This is a genomic window from Mucilaginibacter metallidurans (assembly GCF_003286435.2).
Classification (GTDB): Bacteria; Bacteroidota; Bacteroidia; order Sphingobacteriales; family Sphingobacteriaceae; genus Mucilaginibacter; species Mucilaginibacter gossypii.
This window is the reverse complement of the sequence record NZ_CP043449.1, coordinates 6,167,963-6,188,355: the sequence shown is the minus strand read 5'-3', so window position 1 is coordinate 6,188,355 and position 20,393 is coordinate 6,167,963. Positions and strand designations below refer to the sequence as shown.

Here is a 20,393-nt window from a genome sequence, read left to right as displayed (position 1 = left end):
TGTCGGTTTGTTTCCGACCCTTCGTTGTGTTTTTAAAAACATAACGCTAAGCTATAAAAAAGATCGTTTTTTATTTTTATTTAAATAAAACATGCCTGATTCAATTGCTCATAAAAGAATAGCATTTAGGAAATTTCGCCCCGGTGTGCGGCTTCATCTATAAAATGCATCCGTCCTGAAAATAATTCCCAAAGGTTTTGTTTAAACTTAGTTGCAGGAACATTCAGGAGAAAATGTTGTATATCTAATATAAAATTGTTTCTGATTTCGGTAAATCAAAGCTAATCGATAAGTGAATAATAAGTATATGGCAAAGTCAATTTGATCTCAAGTAATAATATCTACAGTGCGTACTGGTCTGAATTTGCTTGAATTGATATAACAAGTATCAACAATTATTGATGCTAGTTATCAAACTGACTTACGAGCTTTTCTAATATAAAATACGACCCCAATAAGTGTGCATATTACTATAAGTGTTTGCATAATCATTGTAATTAATTAATATTTTTTGAAATATTTCTTTCCTGTTATTACGGTAAAGATTTTTACCTATTTTAAAGGTGATATATGTAATAATCATGTATAAAGGAAATAACAGATAAAAGCCCTTTTTATAGGTAATTACGACTAATAATGTGGAGGCAAGGTAGCCGAGAAATGAAGTATTACCTTTCATTTGGAAATATGACCCAACTTTAATTGGAAAAAGTGTTGACCATATTAGGAAAAAGCTCATTAAAATAGATAGAGATGTTAGGTAAAAGACGATACAGAAGATGATATTGTTCGAGTTGCTTAAAATAACAATCGGCATCGTAACCACCAAATCCAACGCAATTGGGATAGAGATTACCCGAATCATAGTTTTTATTAAGTTAGAATATTCACCAGTTTGAATATCGTAATTTATAAGTACACCTTTCCAAAATTCTCAAGAATTATTGAATATATAGGTGAAAATTATTAATGGTGATACGAATAGCCAGTAGACTACCGGTATTTCAATTAATACTCTTCCTTTGAAGTTAACAAAGTAGAAGTTTATTGAAACGACTATTGTTTTAAGTACGACACCTACAATCAATGGTATAAGAGCTTTTTTGTTGTTTAAAATTAACTTAAGCTCTAACCATAATTAACTTTTGCATCCGTCAAAACGAAGTTTATTTTTACATTCTTGAAAAAATTAAGCGCCCTACTTTCCCTATTAGTATGCTGCCTTTGCGGATTTGCCCAAAGACAAATCCCTATCCTTTGTTATCACCAGATCCGGGATTTTAAAGCTAAAGACAGCCGGACGGATAAGCAGTACATTATCCCGCCTGCCGTTTTTAAAGCGCAAATGAAAATGCTGGCGGACAGTGGTTATCAGACGGTTTTACCGGATGGGCTATTATCTGGTAAGCTGCTGCCTGCCAAACCCATTATGCTGACTTTTGATGATACCAATGCTGACCAGTTCAAAAACGGATTGCCGGTGCTGGAATCTTACGGCTTTAAGGGGGTATTCTTTATCATTACCGGGAAGATCGGCACGCATCCCTGGTTCATGAATGCCGCGCAGATTAAACAGCTTTCAGCTGAAGGGCATGTAATCGGCTGCCATACCCAAAGCCATACGGACTTCAGGCATTTGAAGCCTGTGGAATTTGAGCCGCAGATCGCAGCTTCGAAAAAAAAATTGGAAGACATAACCGGAAAAGTTGTGGATTATTTCGCTTTTCCTTTCGGTTACTGGAACAGTAAAGGCTTGCCCGAGCTAAAAAAGATAGGGTTTAAAGCGGCTTTTCAGCTGGATGCGCCACGTGACAAAACTTATCCGAACCTGACTATGCGGCGGATCATTGCCAGTGGATTATGGACATCTCGCGATCTTTTTAGAAATATAAAAAGCGGCTTTACGGGCCGCTAAGTTTTACTATAGGACATAAATCAGATAGTTAGGAAAGTTAATTTTGGCTGTCTTTCGCATCTTTCTTTCCTTTACCCGTCTCACCAGTTTTTGCAACAGTCGTTTTTCTTCACTACATCCCCTACTGGTCGAAGTTTAGCGAAAGCATAACTTCGTCCTAAAATAAAGCAAGCATCATGCTTGTGAAGCATTACAATCCCGGACGAAACGATCATCGGGATTTTTGTGTAAACGGGCAGGCAAACCTATTTCATAACATAATCTGTTATGGCAGTAATACTAATATCAAGGTTTATAAGAAGGTCAACAATCAAAAAAGAGCATATTCAATCAGTAAAAAACTGCTCAAATATGCTCTTTAAAGCTTGTGTTCAAGTCGGGATGGCGGGATTCGAACCCACGACCTCCAGCACCCCATGCTGGCGCGATACCGGGCTACGCTACATCCCGAAATAAATGTATGGCCGGGCTGCAAATATAATTGTTGCAGGGATAATTCAAAATGGAAATGTGGCTTTTAAGGCTATCTTGGCGACAACTGCGGATTTAAAGGTTTTCTGTCTTAATAAGATTATGGTTTCAGGAGAAAAAAGTCCAATAAGATCATTTCATTTTAAGGAGTCCCGCTATTATTTAATAAGCGCTATCTGATTCGCTGTTACATTCACGGATCCACGCTAATTGACTTTCTAAAATCTCGGGTTCAGTTATTTTTCCTTAGGTTTATAAATGAAATATTTTATAGTAATAGGTAATATTTTCTTTACATACTATAAACTTTAAATATAATTTCAATATTTGTTCAAAACCTGAACCGCGTAATATGAAATACCCTAAACTTAAATCTTTTCCTAAAGTCTTGTACCCAATCGCTATTGTTTCTGCGATTATTCTATCCGTAAATAGTTGTAAAAAAGACCGCCATGGAGATTCCACCGTTCAAATAAGCGACCCGACGATTGTTCAGGCTAAGGCCTGGTATGAAAATGCATTCCCGGCGAATAGCAAAATGGGAGTTCAGTCAATACAAGATAGTGCGGACATTAGTCAGCTAATAAGACCAGTATGGCAGAATGGGAGTACGTACCTGCGTGCAGGGCAGCGAGTCCTCGAAATCCCGATTGATCCGAGTGTACAGTACCATGCTGAACTAAAAAACATGAATTCCGGAAAGGCCACCGAACAGTTCCAAAGCCACAGCTCCTTCTTATTATTAAAAAACGGAGAAAGCTACGATGCTTATGTGATGACTGTGATCGCAGACCCTGCTTATTTAAAGAATGACCTGAGCAAACTTGACAGGAACAGATATAACAAGCGCGACAGTGATTTTTCCGGAACAGTTTTATACAGTACCCCAAAAGGTAAATTTATAAGCGGCTGGTTTTATAAGAATGGCCGAATCCTCAAAGCGATGTCAACCACTTCTGGTCCATTATCTCAAAAGGGTAGCCAGGTTGTTCAAAGCGTACAAACTAATAAATTACAACAGGATTGTACCGATTGGTATCAGATATCGGAGGTAAACGGAGAGGTCGTAGACGTTAAATATTTAGGAGCGACTTGTGATTGGGTAGATGGTGGCGGGGATGGGGGGGCACCATCAGGTTCCACAGGAAGTGGTAGCGGTGGTGGCAGCAATCCACCAAGCCAGCCTTGCCCAGGAACGAATGCTACCAAATTACAAGTGCAATCGACAGGTGATCGTTTAATCCTTGATAAAAATGTACAGCAGCCTCCAGGCGATGGCGATGGAACTTTCCCCCCGCCAACATATCCCCCGGATCCACCGGCTTCGCCATGTGTAGTACCACCGCCACCGGTGCTTTTTACAGTGAGAACTGACAGCCTTGCGAAGTATTTCCCATGTGCTACTAAATTGATTATTGATCAACTGGCAAGTATCGGTGTATATACCAATCTGGTGTCTCCATTTATAAAATCGCAAAGACCTGATCTGGTTTGGCAAAACGCTAACCTTGACTGGGCCGTTTCTAAGCCCAATAGCACTGGGTTAACCTATAAGCTTGGGCAAACCCAGCCTCAGTCTTCCGGTATCGGTCAAAGCGCGACCATCACATTAAATACAAAGATGCTTCAAAATAGTTCGAGGTTATTGATTGCTGCAACAATTATACATGAAACTATGCATGCTTATATCAACTACGGACTATCGACTGCCCAGGATAATGCGTCCCAGGGATATACCGATTTCACAAACAACAACTGGCTTTTATCTATAGATCAATGGTGTACGCTGGATGGTTTGCCTGCCAATTACAGCAACCATCTGGTCATGCTGACCAACTATTTTGACCAGGCGGTCGGCGCCTTGAAAACATGGGATAAATCGGCCCATACGGACGCAGAATATGCCAGCGCAATGTTATATGGATTAAATACTTCCGATCCATCAGCAACGGCGACGGAAACAGCTACTTTACAACAGGCGTATAATGCTATTAAAACAAAATACTCGCTAACAGATGCGCAGTTAAATAGTTTTTATAACAGTTCTTTGAACTCAAATGATAAATTACCTGGAAATTGCAACTAATTGGTTTATGAAATACTTTTTGATCGTAATACTTTGGCTTAACATTTATAGCGCTTCGGCTCAAAAGGTAGCCAACAATATCGACACGGTTTATTATTTGCTGGATACTGCTAATACAATGCCGAAAGATAGGATGTGGGATGTCGGGATGGAATCGCAGTACAAATACTTTACCGTAAAATGCCCATGTCTCAAATACAATAGCGAACCAACCTTTGTATATAATTCAAAGGATTCAGGCCAGAGTGTTAGTAATGCTTCACTATCAAAGATCAGGATGGTCAGTCTTCCCACGCTGATCAATTTTGCGAAAAAAACAACAGATCTCACTGCTCAAACGCTATATGTATTCTATATAATAGAGATAGGGAAGGACCATGAGTACATTGTGCACAAAACAAGATTGTTAACTCCGCGAAAAAGAGAGGCCAGTGTAGATTTTGAAAATGTAACACCAACGCCGGATAAAAAACGCAGAAATAAATAATGATGTTTTAGTGATAATGACATGAAGCTGCAAATTATAACTACAGCGGTTAAAAGAATTAATAAGGCGCTGAACAACATTCAAAAGGCTTAGCGCTTTAAACGGATAGAAGTGTAAGTGCCAGGCTGATTAAGCCGGTTACTTAACAGGCACTATTACCCCAATAAACTGACAGGATCTTGTCAGTGTTCAATTTTTAAAAACCGGGTGTTCAATGTTTGGAAATGAAAATTTGTAAGTTGTTGATTATCAAGGTCGGGTTGTTCAAGTAGGCTTTTAAAGCAATTTGGCCTAAATACAAGTTGCTGATAGTCAGAGATGTTTTTTCATGAAAACAAGGCGGGCGTTCACACTTTTAAAAATTGAACACTTGCAGATCCGCCCGGAAACGGAACCTGTAAAGCACAATCACCTCTTCATCAGTGGCTCGGTATGGGTAATTGAAAATTTTCCGGATAGTTTTAGGGGTGTTTCGTACTCGTTATAATAAACCCTGCCCGCTGCCTTTATTTCTTTTGGCTGGCCGCCATTTAATGGATGAACGAGGCAGGTGATTGAGAAGTCGGCACCGGTTTTAAATGATTTTTCAACAGCATCCATAAGTGCCGCCTGGTGCCGGGGTTCAACAATATGGATGGCCTCATTTAAAACGGGCTTTGTATTTTCCGGAAAGCCGAAGAGCTTTAAACCATATTCGGAAAGCGTAATCTCTTTGCTGCTGAAATCCAGCGACCAATCCCAAAGGGTATGATCGTAGACCATTGTTAATTCAACACTATCCAATATCTCTGATAACTGACCATTAAGTCTTTCCGATTTCATGTACGAAAGCTCCAATTTTTCGCCCAGAGCCAAAAGCTCGTTTCTTAGTGTAGCTATTTCATTATTTAAAGCGGCGTTTGTTTTGAGCCCGGTGCTATCTGCCGTCGTCAGCGCAGACTCGTCTTTTTCGTCAGGTAAGTCCCCAACAGGCTGCAGCTTATAACTTTTCTTTCGACGGGTTAACAAAATGTTAATATATAAAAGGCAAAGTATAGTGGCGTAAAATAAAATATTTTGCCAAACGCCACCTACACTAAAGTAGTCCAATATGGATTTATTGAGTTGGATCGGAATGGTCATGATAGGGCTGTGGCTAAATTGATGCAAGGTAATAATTAACTATACGCTTAACAATCCGTGAAAACACCCTTTTTTATGGTAATTTATATTGCGGCAATTAACCCGGGGTTAATTTAATGTAGAAATTTAAAATAAATAATCGTACTTGTTATTTGTGGCCCAAACCCTGCGTTTTCTCCCCGAAAGTCGAAATTTTTGTTCCGCTATTTTAGGAGAGGGTTTTCTGCTGTTGCAGATATAATTTTTGGATAAAAAAAAAGTTCTATATTTTTAATGTAAACCTTTTAAATTAAATGGCGTGGCCCTTAAATCAGCGTTATTTTCAAATCTGCAAGTATGGAAGCGCAACGGCCGTATGTAAAAAAGCATTTTCCGGGTTATCACGATTATAATTGCTGTGTTAAATAATAACCCGTATACCGTTTACGAACCCGGGTAGCCTTGTTATTTTATTGACTGCTATGTATCTTGTTAGCGCGCTTAATAAATTATGAACAGGTCATTTATATATAGTTTAAAAGTTTGGTTGCTGATGGTGATCATAGCACCATTGCTCCACCTTGTGCTGTCATGGTTTATTATCGAGAACCCTGAAATAAGCCTTATTGCAGAGATCCAAAAAGACTATATCATTTTTGCAGATATGGTTCTGCTGCTTACTATTCCTTTCGCCTTTGTATTTTGGGTGGCAGTATACTCTTTATCAAAAAAGAGAGAGCCGTTTTATGTAAAACAGGTTTTAACTATAGCTATATTGATAATTACTATGCTCCCGTTTTTTGAATTACTTTTTGAGAAAAAGGTTTCGGCTGTATCTTCTATAGCAGTAATTATATTTCCATATTCAATTACGGGGATAGCCGGTATTTGGCTGCATAAGCTGGAATCCCCGGAGCCTGAGGAAGAAACAGTTGAGGAGCAGGAATAAGATTTTCCCAATTTTGCCTATTATCATTGTTTAAAATCTGTATTTCCCAATAAAGAGGGGGATTCAATTTTAATTGTCATAAACAATTAACATTTTATTATTATTGCTTTAATTTTTAACTTAAACCAACGCGTGTTATATATAATACATGGCTTTTGCGTTTAATAAAGCGTGTGTATTTAACGTTTTTCTACATGTAGTATGGCCTCGACAGAAAATTATGAACTTTTGCTTGGCAAAATCAATACTTTCACCCGGAAGTATTATTTCAATAATTTTTTGCGTGGATTAATATTTTTAGGTGCCGGCCTTTTCTCAGCTTATGTAGTAATTACCCTAAGCGAATATTTCGGCAATTTCAGTATCCTGCTGCGTACCATTCTTTTTTACTTTTTTATCCTGCTTAATACAGTGCTTGTTTGCTGGCTGATTTTACCATCATTGCTGGCCTGGCTTAAGCTGGGCAAAACTTTAACGCATGATGAAGCTGCCGAAATTATTGGCAGGCATTTTAACGATGTTCATGATAAGCTGCTCAATACCCTGCAGCTAAAAAAGCTCGCTGCCGAAGATGAAGGCCACCGTGCACTCATCGAGGCCAGTATCGACCAAAAGATAGAAGCGCTTAAACCGGTAAGCTTTCCATCGGCTATCAACCTTAAAGAAAATACCAAATATTTAAAGTGGGCGCTTGGTCCGTTGGGGGTAATTATCATTATTGCATTGGCGGCGCCTTCTGTATTAACCGAAAGTACTAAAAGACTGATCAGGCATAACGAATATTTTGTTCCTGCTGCTCCGTTCAGGTTTATTGTATTGAACAAAACACTTTCAGTTGTGCAGGGGAGTGATTTAAAGCTCGACCTTAAACTGGAAGGCGATAAGCTGCCCGCAGATGTTTATGTTGAAACAGGGGAGAATACATTTAAATTGGATAAAGATAACATCAGCCGTTTTCATTACCAGTTCAGCAACCTGCAGCAAAATACCCGTTTTAAGTTTTCTGGCAATGGCTTTAGTTCGGCTGTTTACGAAATCAAGGTAAATCAAAAGCCTGCACTGTTACACTTTAACGTTGACCTAAATTATCCGGCCTACCTCCATAAAAAAAATGAAAGGCTGCTAAATGCCGGCGATTTGACTATTCCTGCCGGTACAATTGTGAACTGGCAATTGCATACCCAGTATGCCAGTACATTGATGTTTGACATAAATGGGCAAAGCCATGTTACGGTACAAAATGGGCCAGACCTGTTTGAACACCGCGAGCGGATATTGAAAACTTCGGTTTACAAACTTTTACCGGTTAATGCCCAGGTGAACCAAAGTGATTCGGCTACATATCGCATCAACGTTGTTACTGACGAAGCGCCATCCATTACTATTGATGAAAAGCCGGATTCGGTAAGCATGAAAGCATTTTATTTTAATGGCAAGATTCAGGACGATCATGGTTTTTCATCGCTCATGTTTCATTATACCATCGAGGCTACTGGCAACAGCAAGGAAAGGGAATTTACCAAAAAGGTTAATGCAGATCTGTCTCAAACACAGGCCGACTTTTTTTACTACTGGAACCTCAAGGACATGGGCATTAATCCCGGTGACCATGTAAGTTACTTTTTTGAGGTTGCCGATAACGATGAAGTGACCGGCCACAAAACAGCGCGTACAGCAAAACATACAATAAATGTCCCTGACAACAAGGAGATTAACCAGCAGTTAAATGCAGGCTCAAAAGCAATAAAAGAAAAAATGGCTTCGGCTATAAAGTTGGCCGGGCAGGTTGAGCGCGACGCACAAAAGCTAAATCAAAACCTGCTGAACAAAAACACGCTCTCTTTTGATGAGAAAAAGCAGATAGAAGACCTGATGCAAAAGCGTAAAGACCTGGAAGATTTGGTAAAAGATATCCAGGCCGATAACAAAAAGAATTTATACAATCGCCAGGAAAACCAGCAGCAAACCGAAGAGATCAGAGCAAAGCAAAAGCAAATTGAAGATTTGTTTAATAACGTGCTTGATCAAAAAACAAAGGAATTGCTTCAAAACTTGCAGCAAATGCTAAACGAGCAACAAAAGGATGCTACCCGCGATGAACTATCCAAAATGCAAATGGATAATAAATCGTTAAAAAAGGAGCTCGACCGGGTGCTGGAACTTTACAAAAAGCTGGAGTTTGAGCAAAAGCTCAATCAAAACCTCGATCAGTTGAATAAGCTGGCCGACGAGCAGCAAAAACTATCTGATCAAACCAAACAGCCCGGTGCCGACCAAAAGAACCTGCAGCAGCAACAGGATAAACTGAAGCAGGATTTTCAGGATGTGAAGAAAGGGTTTGATGAGTTACAGAAAGCCAATGACCAGGCCGAACGTAAATCAGATTATCAAAATCCCGAGAAGGAAACCAAAGATATTGAACAGCAGATGGATCAAAGCGCCGGCGATCTGCAAAAAAAAGATAATGCAAAGGCTTCAAAATCGCAGCAGCAGGCAGCAAAGCAAATGAAGGAGCTTGCTGCAAAAATGCAAAAAGATAGCGACGAAGGCGAATCAAAAGAGAATGCTGTTGATGCCCAGCAGTTGAGGGAATTGTTAAAAAGCTTGGTTAATAGTTCGTTTAATCAGGAAAAGCTGATGCAAACGCTTAAAAATACCAATCCTACAGATCCGTCATATGTTACGCTGTCGCAAAATCAAAAGGATATAAAAGACAACTTGAAAACGGCCGAAGACAGCCTGTATGCTATCAGCAGGAGGGTGCCGCAGATTCAGTCGACAGTGAGTAAGGAAATTACCAGTATCAACGAGCATATTGATCAGGCACTCGAGTTTTTGGGCGACAGGCGTACGCTTGAGGCAAACCGCAACCAGCAATACGCTATGACATCCATGAACAACCTTGCCTTGATGCTGAGCGAAGCGCTTGAGCAAATGCAAAAAATGATGAATAAGGGCGGCAAAGGAGGCAAGGGAAAGCAACAATCCATATCGCAATTGGCAAAAATGCAGCAACAGCTTAATCAAAATATGCAAAAGGCCCGCGAGCAGATGCAGCAACAAGGCAACCAGGGTAAAGGTCAGCAGGGCAATAGTGGTAATATGAGCGAGCATTTTGCTAAAATGGCACGTCAGCAGCAGATGATACGGCAGGCTTTGCAACAAATTGACAGGGACGAAAATAAAGACGGGACAGGCGGATTGGGCAATTTGGATAAAATTTCGAAAGAAATGGAACAAACCGAACGTGATCTCGTAAACAGGAAGATTACAGATGACGCGCTAAAAAGGCAGCAGCAAATTCAAACCCGGTTATTAGAGGCCGAAAAGGCCGAGCAGCAACGAGATCAGGATCAGCAAAGAGAGAGCAATGCAGGTAAGGAATTGCCACCGGGATACATAAAGGCACTGCAGGGGTACCAGCAACAAAAAGCAAAGCAAACGGAGCAGATCAGAACGGTATCTCCGGCACTTAATTTGTATTATAAACAAAAAATAAAATCTTACTTTGATCAACTTAATGCCAAATAATATGGAAGAGGCAAATGTTCAAACCAGCGAGCTATATACGTTGCAGCTGCCGTCAAAACCGGAGAGCATAACGTTGCTTGAGCAGCTGATAGAAGAAATTGCTGATAAATATCATGTTGAGGAGGATACCTTCGCCAATATGATGACCTGCCTTAATGAAGCGGTTATTAATGCCATTATGCATGGTAACAAACAGGACGAAACAAAAAAAGTGATTGTTAATGCCGAAGTGGAACCGAAGCGTATCATCTGGACTGTTACAGATGAAGGCCCGGGCTTTGACTATAATAACCTTGCCGATCCCACAGCTCCCGAAAACCTCGAGAACCTCACCGGCCGCGGTGTGTTTATCATTAAACACCTTGCCGACCAATGTATTTTTAATGCCTCAGGTAATGAAATTGAACTTCACTTTAAGATCTGATGCCCGCGATTAATTTTTTTGAAGAAGACACAACCTTTAAGCCGAAACAAAAAGCGCAATTAAGACAATGGATAAAGGAAACGGTAATTGCCGAGGGCTTTAAACTGAAAGAGCTTAACTACATTTTTTGCTCAGACGCATACCTGCTGCAAATAAACCAGCAATATCTTGATCATGATACTTTTACCGACATTGTAACTTTTGATAATTCGGAAGTTGAGGGGGATATTGTTGGCGATATCTTTATTTCGATAGACCGCATCCGTGAAAACGGAGATAAATTTAAAACCGGCGAAACTAATGAACTGCACCGTGTTATCATTCACGGCGCCCTGCACCTGTTGGGTTACACGGATAAAAGTGTTGTTACAAAACAAAAAATGACACAAAAAGAAGATGAGTACTTAGCTAAAAGAAATTTTTAGCCTTACTTTTATAGTGGATTATTAAAAATCAATTGTAAAAACCATGAAAACACTGGCACTCATCATCGCCTTATTATTTGCTACCGCACCATCTTCAGTATATGATTTTAAACTGAAAACCATTGATGGCAAAGATTTTAGCCTGGCTAAATACAAAGGCAAAAAAGTATTGATCGTAAATACAGCTTCAAAATGCGGCTTCACCAAACAATACGCCGACCTGGAAAAACTATCTGAGCAATACAAAGGCAAACTGGTAGTAGTAGGTTTCCCGGCCAATAACTTTGGCGGCCAGGAGCCGGGCACTAACCAGGACATTAAAACCTTTTGCAAAGAAAACTTTAACGTAAAATTCCCGATGAGCGGTAAAGTAAGCGTTTTAGGTTTGGATATCGATCCGTTGTTTCAATACTTAACAACCGCTCCAAACCCTGATTTTACCGGAGACATCAAATGGAATTTCGAAAAATTCCTCATAGACGAAAACGGTAAACTGATCCACCGTTTCAGATCGCAAACTACCCCGCTATCTGAGGATATCACGAAATATCTGAACTAAGAATTTGCCTTTAAGGCACAGGCTGCCGGCGGTAGTTCCGGTTGCGCAGGATAGGCTTGAACAAAGTACAGGGGCAAATGACCAATTGGTTGTTTGTCCCTTTTCTGTTAACGCGGGATTGATCTTTTAGGCTGGTGATTATAATTGTGCAAAGGTGAATAACAAGCGCTCGCGAAGCCGGGCGGCAACTAATTATGGTAACGATAAGGTTAGGTTTTAAAGATCACTAACAGGGAAGTTAATTTTAACAAGGCCTTTTAATGTCTTCTGTTCCAGCCCACGCCGGTAGTGTAAATTATCCTCTAACAAAATTATCTGGAGCATGCTTTGCGGTAAATATAAAATGCTAATTTCCTAAATTATCCCGGGTTTCTTAATACCTATTATGGGGTATACGCTAAAGGTTTAGTTTAAGGCTGATGGATGTGCCTTTACCGTGGGCGGTATCAATTTTGAGTTCGGCGTTCAATCTTTTTGCCCGGGCGTAAATATTCCGGATGCCCATGGTTTCGTGTTTGCGCACATCAGGGTCAAATCCGCGCCCGTCATCACGGATGCTGATCTGCAGCCGGTTTTTGTAAAGGTTGATTTCCAGAAACGCGTTTTTCGCTTCCGAATGTTTGACAATATTGTTTAATACTTCCTTAACAAGGAGGTATACCTGTCGCCTTTTTTCGCCGCTGATGGTAACCGGGGTTTCGCTAACGGAGGTATTTACATGAAGGTCAATATTGCTGTATTCAAATATTTTAATGGCTTGTTTATGAATAAAGCCGGCCAGGTTGCTTACTTCGTCGTTTTCGGCATCAAGGCTCCAGATAATTAACCTTACCTGGGTAGATATATCGGTGATGGCTTCATGAATAGCGTCTATCTCCTTAAAAGCGGGTTGATCGGCCGTTTTGCGGCTGAGCAATTCGGTCCTGAGCTTAATGCCGGAGATGCTTGCCCCTAAATCATCATGCACCTCGCTGCTGATCCGCTGTCGTTCGCGCTGCAGGGCAAGGGCATTTTCATAGTCCTTTTTTTGTAAGCCGATGATGGATTGATAATATTTCCGTACCAGCAGGAAAGCGATGATTATGGCACTTAATACAGCCACCACCTGTAGCCATAACTGTTGGTACCATAAAGGCATAACGTCAAATTTAAAAATGAGCGGCTGGCTTAACTGGTTAAAACGGTCGGCAGCCACGGCTTCTAACTCATAGTTTCCGGGGGCAGCAGGTCGAACCGTTTTTCGCCGGAAGGCGCGACGCTCCAATTTTTATCAACCCCCTTAAGCCTGAAGCGGTATTGTATTTTACCCATGCTTTTGTAGGATAAGGCAACGCAGTTAAAAACAACAGGCCTGCCGTAAGTAAAGCTGCTTTGAGTTCCGGGTATCCCGTCGTTAATCAACACCGGTTTAGGCAGGCTCGTATTCCCTAAATTTTGAGTGACGGCTATGCCCTGATCGGTGGCTATATAATAATCATGCCCGTTCTGCACTACATCGGCAACGTTATCAGAGGGGAGCCCGTTACTGGTATTGAGCAAACTTATGCGGTAATTTTGATAATGATTATAGAAACTGATAATGCTTACACCGTTTGCGGTACAGACCCATAAAGTATTGTCATCTGTCCATACCAGTTTACGGATATCGCCTGAAAAAATAGCAGGAGATCTAAATTGAACAATTTTTTCGCCGGCCAGCAAAAATAACCCCTGAGCTTCGGTGCCTATCGCACAAACATCATTATTTGATGCCAGGCTCTTAACAACATTTATTCCTTTATCGGCCAATATTCGAATAGAGGAAAACTTGCCGGCGCTCCCGAAAGGGACAAACTGGTATAACCCGTAAAGTGAGCCTACGAGCGTCTTACTCTTATACCATGTTACGGATGTCATACGTATGGGCTTAAAATTGTACCCCAATTGATGTTTAAACTTATCTGTCAAAACGCCAACTGCATTTTGTGTAAGGAAATACACTGTGTCGGATCGTGCAGCAATTCCTTTTATCGGACCGTAAAAAATTTTTACAGAATGCCATGACAACGGGTTCTTATTGGAAATATCTAATCTGAATATACCATTATCGGTACCTATAACGAGAGTGTTGCCCGGGATTGTAAGCAGATTGGTTATCCGGTTAAAGTCAGACCGGTTTTGATTTATAGTTATGGTGCCTATCGTCGGCGTTTGATTTGCGCCAAGTTTCATATAACTCAGTGTGCTTAAAACATGCCCGGCAAACAAGTAACCTCCTGCAATACCCAGTTTTAAAATATCTTCATTGGCCAGCCCGCTTTCTTTGTTAATGATTTTTATTTCGGGATTGGTACATAGAAAAAAGCCTTTGTCATAGCTGCCAAACCATAAATTATTTTCCCGGTCAATAACCGTAGCGGTAGTGATGTTATTATTAAGGTAATTTTTCCGTTCGCCGGTAAGATAGTTAATAATGTAGGTGCCCTGTTTTACCGTTGTAACGGCAAACGTATTTTTGCCGGTAAGGTACACTGAAGTTACGTTGCCGGTAAAAAAGATTTTACTGAGCGGGATGATCCCGGTTTTTTGATACCGATAAACATGTACCCAGTCTTTAGTTATCAATAATAAATAATTTTGATGTAAAGCCAACCGGTAAGGTTTGATATTGTTATTGGCGGTTTGAAAACTTAACTGGCCGGCCTTAAGCTCTTCTTCGAGGATGTCAAGGTCGTTTTCAGATAGGATGATCTCTTCTCCGTCAGAACCATAAATGTACCCGTTCAAATACCGGATGGCATGTCTTTCCGATTTTAACTCTTCAAAATGATAAACTTTGGTACTAAGCCTGTAATTTACACAGAGCTCATTATAGCGGTTAAAAAAGAAATTGGCGAAGGGTAAAACGATTACTTTTTGAGATGAGTTAAGCTTATGTATAAGTCCGTTTTCATAGTAACAAACCGGTAGTTATTACAGTAAAAAAAAATCCGGTGATAATTATCCTCGGCAATCCGGAAACACTCATTGTTTTCCAGCCCATCGGCCGATGTGAAGTTTTTAAAGTGCTGGCCGTCAAACCTACTCACGCCTTTATCGGTGGCCAGCCAGATAAAACCCCTGCTGTCCTGCATTAAATAGTTAATCCTTGAACTGGGCAGGCCATCAGGCGCGCTATAATTTTTCAGGTAAACTAACTGATATGGAATGTCGGCATATACCCGGCCCGGGAACAGAAACAGTGTTAATATTAAAAGTTTAAAAAAGGGGCTTTTTAGCGGCATTCTATAATTTGTATCAATTTAACATTGCTGCTTTTATCAATATGCAATGATACGGTGTATCGCTTTGTTTTGTTGTATCACCGATAAATTTAAAAAGAAATGATATGTAGTTATATCCATCTAAATAATAAGCAGCTCGCCTGTAAACATTTATTATATAAGTGTCCCGGCTCGTACACACAGGGTATGTGTGTGTCCCGGCCGTTCGGCTTGTGGGACGCACCGATCTCTGCTTAAGCTACCTGCGGTAGAAGTTATCTCTGTGAACCAAAACGGCCTTCAATTTTATGGTAATAGCCAAAGTGACAAGACAATCACAAATCTTTAGTTAAAACAAAACTTTCCCTATTTTTGACTCATCAACAAATGACAACAGCAAACATTAAAAATGGAACCGCAGGGGCTTCGAAATCCCTTATTCGCAATATCCTTGCGTCGGAGCCATTTTTCAATGATTCACCACCCGCTCTTTTTTGCTAACGGATATCGATAATCTCTATCGGATCTGAATTTTTTCAACACTATTTTCAAAACAATTTATTCAATGCGGGCAATTGCAGGTATTGTTATGCTTTGCCCAACCGATTCTTAATTTAGCAAAAAATGAAAAAGACATTTGTTCTATTGCATATAGCCGTAATACTGGCGGGCTTTACCGGGGTATTCGGGAAACTTATTTCTTTAAATGAATACCTGCTTACCTGTTACCGTACCCTGTTTTCTTTTTTATTCCTGGTGATTATTGTGTGGGGCAAAAAACCACAATTTAAATATTCATGGAGCAACATAACGGAAATGGGTAAGGCTGGATTACTAATTGCCTTTCACTGGGTGTTTTTTTATGCCAGCATCAAATATTCGAACGTTTCGGTAGGCGTAGTTTGCTATTGCCTCACCAGTTTTTTTACTGCATTTCTGTCTCCGCTTATCAACAAAAAACCTTTCAATATTACTGAACTGCTGCTAAGTATGCTTACACTTGCCGGTATCGGTTTGATATTTCATTTTGATACCTCATTCAGAACCGGGATCATCCTTGGCGTAATTTCATCCTTCCTGGCATCCCTTTATACCATATTGAACGAGCGTCTGGTTAAAAAGTATGATTCAACCGTTATGAACTTGTATCAGATGCTGGCCGGATCTGTCGCGCTGATACTGGCCTCGCCGCTATATCTTTATTTCTTCCCTTCAAAAACGATAATACCAGGCACATTGGATATCATTTATTTGCTGCTTTTATCGCTTTTTTGCACGGTTGGCCTTTATGTTATGGTGGCCGAGGTTTTGAGGAAAATGTCTGCCTTTACGGTTAACTTAACCTTTAACCTGGAGCCTGTTTACAGTATTTTACTGGCAATGATTTTATTCAATGAATCCCGGCAGCTCAATTTATCCTTTTATGCAGGCCTGTTGATCATCATCATATCCGTAATCTTACAGGCGGGACTAAGCCGGAGAAAAAGGGCAGAGGCAGATTTGTAATGAGTTACATAATCCCAGAGTTACGAAGTTTTAAAAACTTTGTAACTCTTCAAGGTCTTTTATTAACCCCGTTCAGATACCCGGGCGGCTGCCTGTACCGGTAAGTCCATATTACCATCCTGCTTAATTAGGTTAAGCTTATGTTTGGTGATGATCCATTTGCCATCAGTTTCAGTGAGCTCGGTATCATAAGTGCCCTCAACAATCCATAGGTCGTCACCAATAAAATGATCGGCTTTGCCATAATAATGAACAAGCGCTACCGACCCGTTTTGCATGACATAAAAATCGGCCAGCTGATGATTGGTTTTGTCAAAGCCGGGCAAAAAGCCACGCCACGCCGTAATAATACCTTCTGCAGGTACAATACTTGCCGGGTTGCCGGTCATGGAACTATAATCAAGCTCTACATTTTCGGCAAAGGTGTTTTTAATTTTATCCCAGTCCCGCTCGTCGGCTCCGGCAAACAGCCTTGTTACCGTTTCAATTATCTGCTCTTTCATGGTTTTGCATAGGTTAAATTCGCTCAAATATCAATTATCCGGTTCATTTTACATATTAACAACAATCTTTTATATAAACTTGTACTGTTATTGGTTGTTTTCCCAAAACAGCCCCACCATAAAACATGAGTCAGGATTTTTATCAACATATTTTTGCTAAACAGCAAAAGCTGGAGGCTGTGCCTTCAAACAGGGAGATTACTGCCTGGGCACTAAAAGTGATCCATTTGCTGTACCCCGAACAAACCGGGCAACAGTATGCTTCGGTTGAGGAGCTGAAGGACGAGTTTTTAAGGCTTGAGAATGAACTTTGTGACATTATGCATGCCACCAAAGCCTGCAGTAACTGTGATACCTCAAAGCTGGCCAAAAAGTTTTTTGAGGGCCTTCCCGAGTTATTCCGCATTCTGAATACCGATATCCAGGCTATTTTTAACGGCGATCCGGCCGCTCGCAGCGAATTTGAAGTGATCCGTACTTATCCGGGCTTTTATGCCATTTCGCTTTACAGGGTGGCGCACAGCCTTTATATCGATGATATTCCTCTGTTGCCAAGGATCCTTACAGAATATGCGCATTCTAAAACAGGGATAGATATTCATCCTGCTGCCCAGATAGACGAGTATTTCTATATAGATCATGGTACCGGTATTGTTATTGGCGAAAGCTGTAAAATAGGTAAGCATGTAAAGCTGTACCAGGGCGTTACTTTAGGTGCTTTAAGTGTGGATAAAAGTATGGCCAATACCAAGCGGCACCCAACGGTGGAGGATAATGTGGTGATTTACTCGGGGGCCACCATTTTAGGCGGCGAAACCATCATCGGCCATAACAGTGTGGTAGGAGGAAACGTTTGGCTCACCAAGAGTTTGCCGCCAAATTCAAGGGTATACCACACACCTAACCACAGGGTACTGAAAAGATTGAGCATTAAATTGTTCGGCCACAAGAAATAGAACATTTACCATAAAAAATATATAATGGCTTCATTGATAGACCTGATAGGCAACACGCCTATGGTAGAAATTAAAAAGCTGAACCCAAATCCAAAAGTGCGGATCTTCGCCAAGCTGGAAGGCAATAATCCGGGCGGCAGCGTAAAAGACCGTGCGTCGCTCAACATGATCAGGAGTGCTATTGAGCGCGGCGATATTAAGCCCGGCACAAAGTTGATTGAAGCTACCAGCGGCAATACAGGGATAGCATTGGCTATGATTGCAAGGTTGTTTGATCTGGAGATAGAGCTGGTGATGCCATCCAACTCCACCCGCGAACGTACGCTTACCATGGAGGCCTTTGGTGCTAAAGTTACGTTGCTTGAAGGGATAGAGCTTTGTCGCGATTATGCTGAAGAAAAAGCCGCTACCGGTGAGTACTTTCTGTTGAACCAGTTTGCCAACCCGGATAACTACATGGCACACGTAAAAACGACAGGCCCCGAAATTTGGCACGATACCGAAGGCAAAATCACCCACTTTGTAAGTGCTATGGGAACTACAGGTACCATCATGGGCTGTTCAAGATATTTGAAAGAGCAAAACGCCAACGTACAGATAGTAGGTTGCCAACCGGTTGAAGGCTCTTCCATCCCTGGCATACGCAGGTGGCCCGAAGAATACCTGCCCAAGATTTTTGATGCCAAACGGGTTGACAGGGTAATGGATATTTCGCAGGAAGAAGCGACTCAAATGGCCCGCCAAATGGCTAAGGTTGAAGGCGTATTTGCAGGCATGAGCAGCGGCGGTGCACTATCTGCGGCTGTAAGGCTTGCTCAAGAACTGGAAGAGGGGCTAATCGTTTTTATTTGCTGTGACCGGGGCGACAGGTATTTGAGCAGCGAGTTATTTGGATAAGTACCGATGGAACCTACTGAGGATAGTAATAATTATAAATACGGCGTATTTTATTACAACAAAGATGATAGCCGGATCATTGTGCCCAAAAGAATTAAGTACATGGGATGGACAGTGAATTTTGCCCACCCGTTAAGTTATTTGATTATGGGCGGGATACTGGCTATGGTAATTGTAGCATGGATAGTTGCCCCGCAGAAATAAATACGTGTTGTTCATAAACTAGCGCCCGTTTGTAACGGGTGCTTAATATGTTATGGCGTTTGTATCGCAATTACCGGCGCTTACGTTAGAAATATAGGCCCATTTTAAAAACTTCATCACAGATGTTCTCGCGGCCGATTTGCAAGATTTTACAACACCTCTAACTCCTTCAGCTTAATCTCTAAAGCTTCCGCCGATGTAAAATGGATACATTCAATTCCCATTTTTTCCGCCGCTAAAATATTACGATAGTTATCATCAATAAATAAAGCCTCATCTGCATTTACATGGTAACGATCAAGCAGGGTTTGATAAAAGGCAGGGGTGGGTTTACGCATTTTTTCGGCGCCGGATACAACAATGCCATCAAACCATGCTAAAAAATCGAAACGCTCCTGGGCCATCGGAAAAGTTTCGGCCGACCAGTTGGTCAATGCGTAGATTTTGTATTTGCCGCTTTCTTTTAATTGTTTGAAGATCTCTACCGTATCGTGAAAAGGATCGCCAAGCATCTCTATCCAGCGGGAATAAAAAGCACGGATATTGGCTTCGTGTTCTGGAAATTGGGCAACAAGCAAATCTGTACCTTCTTGTAAGGACCGGCCGGCATCCTGCTCCTCATTCCAGTCGGAGGTACAAATATTAGCCAAAAAGTCTATCATTTCCTGTTCATCAGTAAACAGGGTGCGGTACATATAATGCGGGTTCCAATCGATTAGAACGGCCCCCAGATCGAATATTATGGTGTTGATCATTTTTTCTTTGCGTGGGTTTCATGAACCTCGGCCTTTGTAACAACCGAATCTTTCAAAAAAACAACAAGCGTTTGAGTATAAATCAATTTGCCTTTGCTGTATTCTCGGTCAAGGTCGTATACCATGCTGTCTTTACTGCTTAATTGAGGGCGGTGGAGCAAATGGATCACCTGTTGATATTTAAGATTATTAAGCTGTTTACTTTCAATCAGGTCATTAACCATACCCGGGCGATAAGCGAACGTAAGGCCATCTCCATCATCCCATTTATCACGGTCGAACTTTTGCTTACGGCTGCAGGCACTTAGGCAAACTGCCAAAAGGCAAGTGAATATCAGGGTTTTGTTAAGCATTTTTTATTTCGGTATTGAAGCCAATCACC

General features: G+C 41.0%; 19 protein-coding genes and 1 tRNA gene. 12 read left to right on the top strand and 8 right to left on the bottom strand.

All coding sequences use genetic code 11. The features are described from left to right. Positions 1 to 1,180: 1,180 nt before the first annotated feature. Positions 1,181 to 1,915 (top strand): polysaccharide deacetylase family protein, encoded by a 735-nt coding sequence (locus tag DIU38_RS26515; RefSeq protein ID WP_112653297.1) that lies wholly within the window; start codon positions 1,181 to 1,183, stop codon positions 1,913 to 1,915. Between the two features lie 376 nt (positions 1,916 to 2,291). Here the strand turns inward: DIU38_RS26515 and DIU38_RS26510 are convergent. Continuing rightward, positions 2,292 to 2,365, bottom strand: a tRNA-Pro gene (locus tag DIU38_RS26510). Between the two features lie 373 nt (positions 2,366 to 2,738). Between DIU38_RS26510 and DIU38_RS26505 the strand changes: the two genes are divergently transcribed. Together DIU38_RS26505 and DIU38_RS26500 are read left to right on the top strand one after the other, a co-directional pair. Next, positions 2,739 to 4,472: a hypothetical protein gene (locus DIU38_RS26505; protein ID WP_146750461.1), complete on the top strand. Its 1,734-nt coding sequence runs from the start codon at positions 2,739 to 2,741 to the stop codon at positions 4,470 to 4,472. Between the two features lie 7 nt (positions 4,473 to 4,479). Further along, positions 4,480 to 4,959 carry a hypothetical protein gene (locus DIU38_RS26500; protein WP_146750462.1) on the top strand — a complete coding sequence of 160 codons (480 nt, stop codon included), beginning with the start codon at positions 4,480 to 4,482 and terminating at the stop codon, positions 4,957 to 4,959. 408 nt (positions 4,960 to 5,367) lie between these two features. Here the strand turns inward: DIU38_RS26500 and DIU38_RS26495 are convergent, their stop codons facing one another. Next, positions 5,368 to 6,081, bottom strand: coding sequence for a hypothetical protein (locus DIU38_RS26495; protein ID WP_112653294.1), 714 nt, complete (start codon positions 6,079 to 6,081; stop codon positions 5,368 to 5,370). A gap of 490 nt (positions 6,082 to 6,571) precedes the next feature. On the opposite strand from DIU38_RS26495, the gene DIU38_RS26490 reads away from it, so the two are divergent. The 5 genes from DIU38_RS26490 (at position 6,572) to DIU38_RS26470 (ending at position 11,948) form a co-directional block, all read left to right on the top strand. Further along, positions 6,572 to 7,009, top strand: coding sequence for a hypothetical protein (locus tag DIU38_RS26490; RefSeq protein WP_112653293.1), 438 nt, complete (start codon positions 6,572 to 6,574; stop codon positions 7,007 to 7,009). Positions 7,010 to 7,210: 201 nt separating this feature from the next. Then, complete coding sequence (locus DIU38_RS26485) at positions 7,211 to 10,540, top strand: DUF4175 family protein (protein ID WP_112653292.1); 3,330 nt, start codon at positions 7,211 to 7,213, stop codon at positions 10,538 to 10,540. Between the two features lies 1 nt (position 10,541). Next, positions 10,542 to 10,964, top strand: coding sequence for an ATP-binding protein (locus tag DIU38_RS26480; protein ID WP_091174936.1), 423 nt, complete (start codon positions 10,542 to 10,544; stop codon positions 10,962 to 10,964). Further along, entirely contained in the window at positions 10,964 to 11,389 is a 426-nt protein-coding gene (gene ybeY, locus DIU38_RS26475) for an rRNA maturation RNase YbeY (RefSeq protein WP_091210257.1), read from the top strand. Before DIU38_RS26480 ends, ybeY begins: the two co-directional genes overlap by 1 nt. Before the next feature lie 43 nt (positions 11,390 to 11,432). Beyond that, positions 11,433 to 11,948: a glutathione peroxidase gene (locus tag DIU38_RS26470; RefSeq protein WP_091174940.1), complete on the top strand. Its 516-nt coding sequence runs from the start codon at positions 11,433 to 11,435 to the stop codon at positions 11,946 to 11,948. A 397-nt stretch (positions 11,949 to 12,345) separates the two neighbouring features. On the opposite strand, the gene DIU38_RS26465 is transcribed toward DIU38_RS26470, so the two are convergent. The 3 genes from DIU38_RS26465 to DIU38_RS26455 all read right to left on the bottom strand — a co-directional run bounded on the left by DIU38_RS26465 (position 12,346) and on the right by DIU38_RS26455 (position 15,211). Further along, entirely contained in the window at positions 12,346 to 13,143 is a 798-nt protein-coding gene (locus DIU38_RS26465; protein WP_149354183.1) for a sensor histidine kinase, read from the bottom strand. A gap of 5 nt (positions 13,144 to 13,148) precedes the next feature. Then, the gene (locus DIU38_RS26460) at positions 13,149 to 14,714 is read right to left on the bottom strand and encodes a PH domain-containing protein (RefSeq protein WP_167516288.1); all 1,566 of its coding nucleotides are present in this window, start codon (positions 14,712 to 14,714) and stop codon (positions 13,149 to 13,151) included. Positions 14,715 to 14,836: 122 nt separating this feature from the next. Beyond that, positions 14,837 to 15,211, bottom strand: coding sequence for a two-component regulator propeller domain-containing protein (locus DIU38_RS26455; protein WP_149354181.1), 375 nt, complete (start codon positions 15,209 to 15,211; stop codon positions 14,837 to 14,839). Between the two features lie 603 nt (positions 15,212 to 15,814). Here DIU38_RS26455 and DIU38_RS26450 point away from each other — a divergent pair. Further along, positions 15,815 to 16,696: a DMT family transporter gene (locus DIU38_RS26450; protein ID WP_112656371.1), complete on the top strand. Its 882-nt coding sequence runs from the start codon at positions 15,815 to 15,817 to the stop codon at positions 16,694 to 16,696. A gap of 62 nt (positions 16,697 to 16,758) precedes the next feature. Here the strand turns inward: DIU38_RS26450 and DIU38_RS26445 are convergent, their stop codons facing one another. After that, positions 16,759 to 17,199, bottom strand: coding sequence for a nuclear transport factor 2 family protein (locus tag DIU38_RS26445; RefSeq protein ID WP_112656373.1), 441 nt, complete (start codon positions 17,197 to 17,199; stop codon positions 16,759 to 16,761). Positions 17,200 to 17,324: 125 nt separating this feature from the next. Between DIU38_RS26445 and epsC the strand changes: the two genes are divergently transcribed. The 3 genes from epsC to DIU38_RS26430 are packed head-to-tail and all read left to right on the top strand — an operon-like array spanning position 17,325 to position 19,256. Beyond that, the gene (gene epsC / locus DIU38_RS26440; protein WP_090533421.1) at positions 17,325 to 18,155 is read left to right on the top strand and encodes a serine O-acetyltransferase EpsC; all 831 of its coding nucleotides are present in this window, start codon (positions 17,325 to 17,327) and stop codon (positions 18,153 to 18,155) included. Between the two features lie 24 nt (positions 18,156 to 18,179). Beyond that, positions 18,180 to 19,052, top strand: coding sequence for a cysteine synthase CysM (gene cysM / locus DIU38_RS26435; RefSeq protein ID WP_112656375.1), 873 nt, complete (start codon positions 18,180 to 18,182; stop codon positions 19,050 to 19,052). A gap of 6 nt (positions 19,053 to 19,058) precedes the next feature. Continuing rightward, positions 19,059 to 19,256 carry a DUF5808 domain-containing protein gene (locus tag DIU38_RS26430; protein ID WP_112656377.1) on the top strand — a complete coding sequence of 66 codons (198 nt, stop codon included), beginning with the start codon at positions 19,059 to 19,061 and terminating at the stop codon, positions 19,254 to 19,256. Positions 19,257 to 19,405: 149 nt separating this feature from the next. On the opposite strand, the gene DIU38_RS26425 is transcribed toward DIU38_RS26430, so the two are convergent. Together DIU38_RS26425 and DIU38_RS26420 are read right to left on the bottom strand one after the other, a co-directional pair. Further along, complete coding sequence (locus DIU38_RS26425; protein ID WP_112656379.1) at positions 19,406 to 20,011, bottom strand: HAD family hydrolase; 606 nt, start codon at positions 20,009 to 20,011, stop codon at positions 19,406 to 19,408. After that, positions 20,008 to 20,364, bottom strand: a complete 357-nt coding sequence (locus tag DIU38_RS26420) for a hypothetical protein (protein ID WP_112656381.1) — start codon at positions 20,362 to 20,364, stop codon at positions 20,008 to 20,010. The genes DIU38_RS26425 and DIU38_RS26420 overlap by 4 nt, the downstream gene beginning before the upstream one ends. Between the last annotated feature and the right edge of the window lie 29 nt (positions 20,365 to 20,393).

What these genes read in the sequence shown, in the direction of transcription:
- DIU38_RS26430 (WP_112656377.1), top strand. Translation starts at nt 19,059, where the DNA reads ATGGAACCTACTGAGGATAGTAATAATTATAAATACGGCGTATTTTAT.
- DIU38_RS26450 (WP_112656371.1), top strand. Translation starts at nt 15,815, where the DNA reads ATGAAAAAGACATTTGTTCTATTGCATATAGCCGTAATACTGGCGGGC.
- cysM (WP_112656375.1), top strand. Translation starts at nt 18,180, where the DNA reads ATGGCTTCATTGATAGACCTGATAGGCAACACGCCTATGGTAGAAATT.
- DIU38_RS26470 (WP_091174940.1), top strand. Translation starts at nt 11,433, where the DNA reads ATGAAAACACTGGCACTCATCATCGCCTTATTATTTGCTACCGCACCA.
- ybeY (WP_091210257.1), top strand. Translation starts at nt 10,964, where the DNA reads ATGCCCGCGATTAATTTTTTTGAAGAAGACACAACCTTTAAGCCGAAA.
- DIU38_RS26445 (WP_112656373.1), bottom strand. Translation starts at nt 17,199, where the DNA reads ATGAAAGAGCAGATAATTGAAACGGTAACAAGGCTGTTTGCCGGAGCC.
- DIU38_RS26485 (WP_112653292.1), top strand. Translation starts at nt 7,211, where the DNA reads ATGGCCTCGACAGAAAATTATGAACTTTTGCTTGGCAAAATCAATACT.
- DIU38_RS26455 (WP_149354181.1), bottom strand. Translation starts at nt 15,211, where the DNA reads ATGCCGCTAAAAAGCCCCTTTTTTAAACTTTTAATATTAACACTGTTT.
- DIU38_RS26495 (WP_112653294.1), bottom strand. Translation starts at nt 6,081, where the DNA reads ATGACCATTCCGATCCAACTCAATAAATCCATATTGGACTACTTTAGT.
- DIU38_RS26420 (WP_112656381.1), bottom strand. Translation starts at nt 20,364, where the DNA reads ATGCTTAACAAAACCCTGATATTCACTTGCCTTTTGGCAGTTTGCCTA.
- DIU38_RS26480 (WP_091174936.1), top strand. Translation starts at nt 10,542, where the DNA reads ATGGAAGAGGCAAATGTTCAAACCAGCGAGCTATATACGTTGCAGCTG.
- DIU38_RS26500 (WP_146750462.1), top strand. Translation starts at nt 4,480, where the DNA reads ATGAAATACTTTTTGATCGTAATACTTTGGCTTAACATTTATAGCGCT.
- DIU38_RS26425 (WP_112656379.1), bottom strand. Translation starts at nt 20,011, where the DNA reads ATGATCAACACCATAATATTCGATCTGGGGGCCGTTCTAATCGATTGG.
- epsC (WP_090533421.1), top strand. Translation starts at nt 17,325, where the DNA reads ATGAGTCAGGATTTTTATCAACATATTTTTGCTAAACAGCAAAAGCTG.
- DIU38_RS26505 (WP_146750461.1), top strand. Translation starts at nt 2,739, where the DNA reads ATGAAATACCCTAAACTTAAATCTTTTCCTAAAGTCTTGTACCCAATC.
- DIU38_RS26490 (WP_112653293.1), top strand. Translation starts at nt 6,572, where the DNA reads ATGAACAGGTCATTTATATATAGTTTAAAAGTTTGGTTGCTGATGGTG.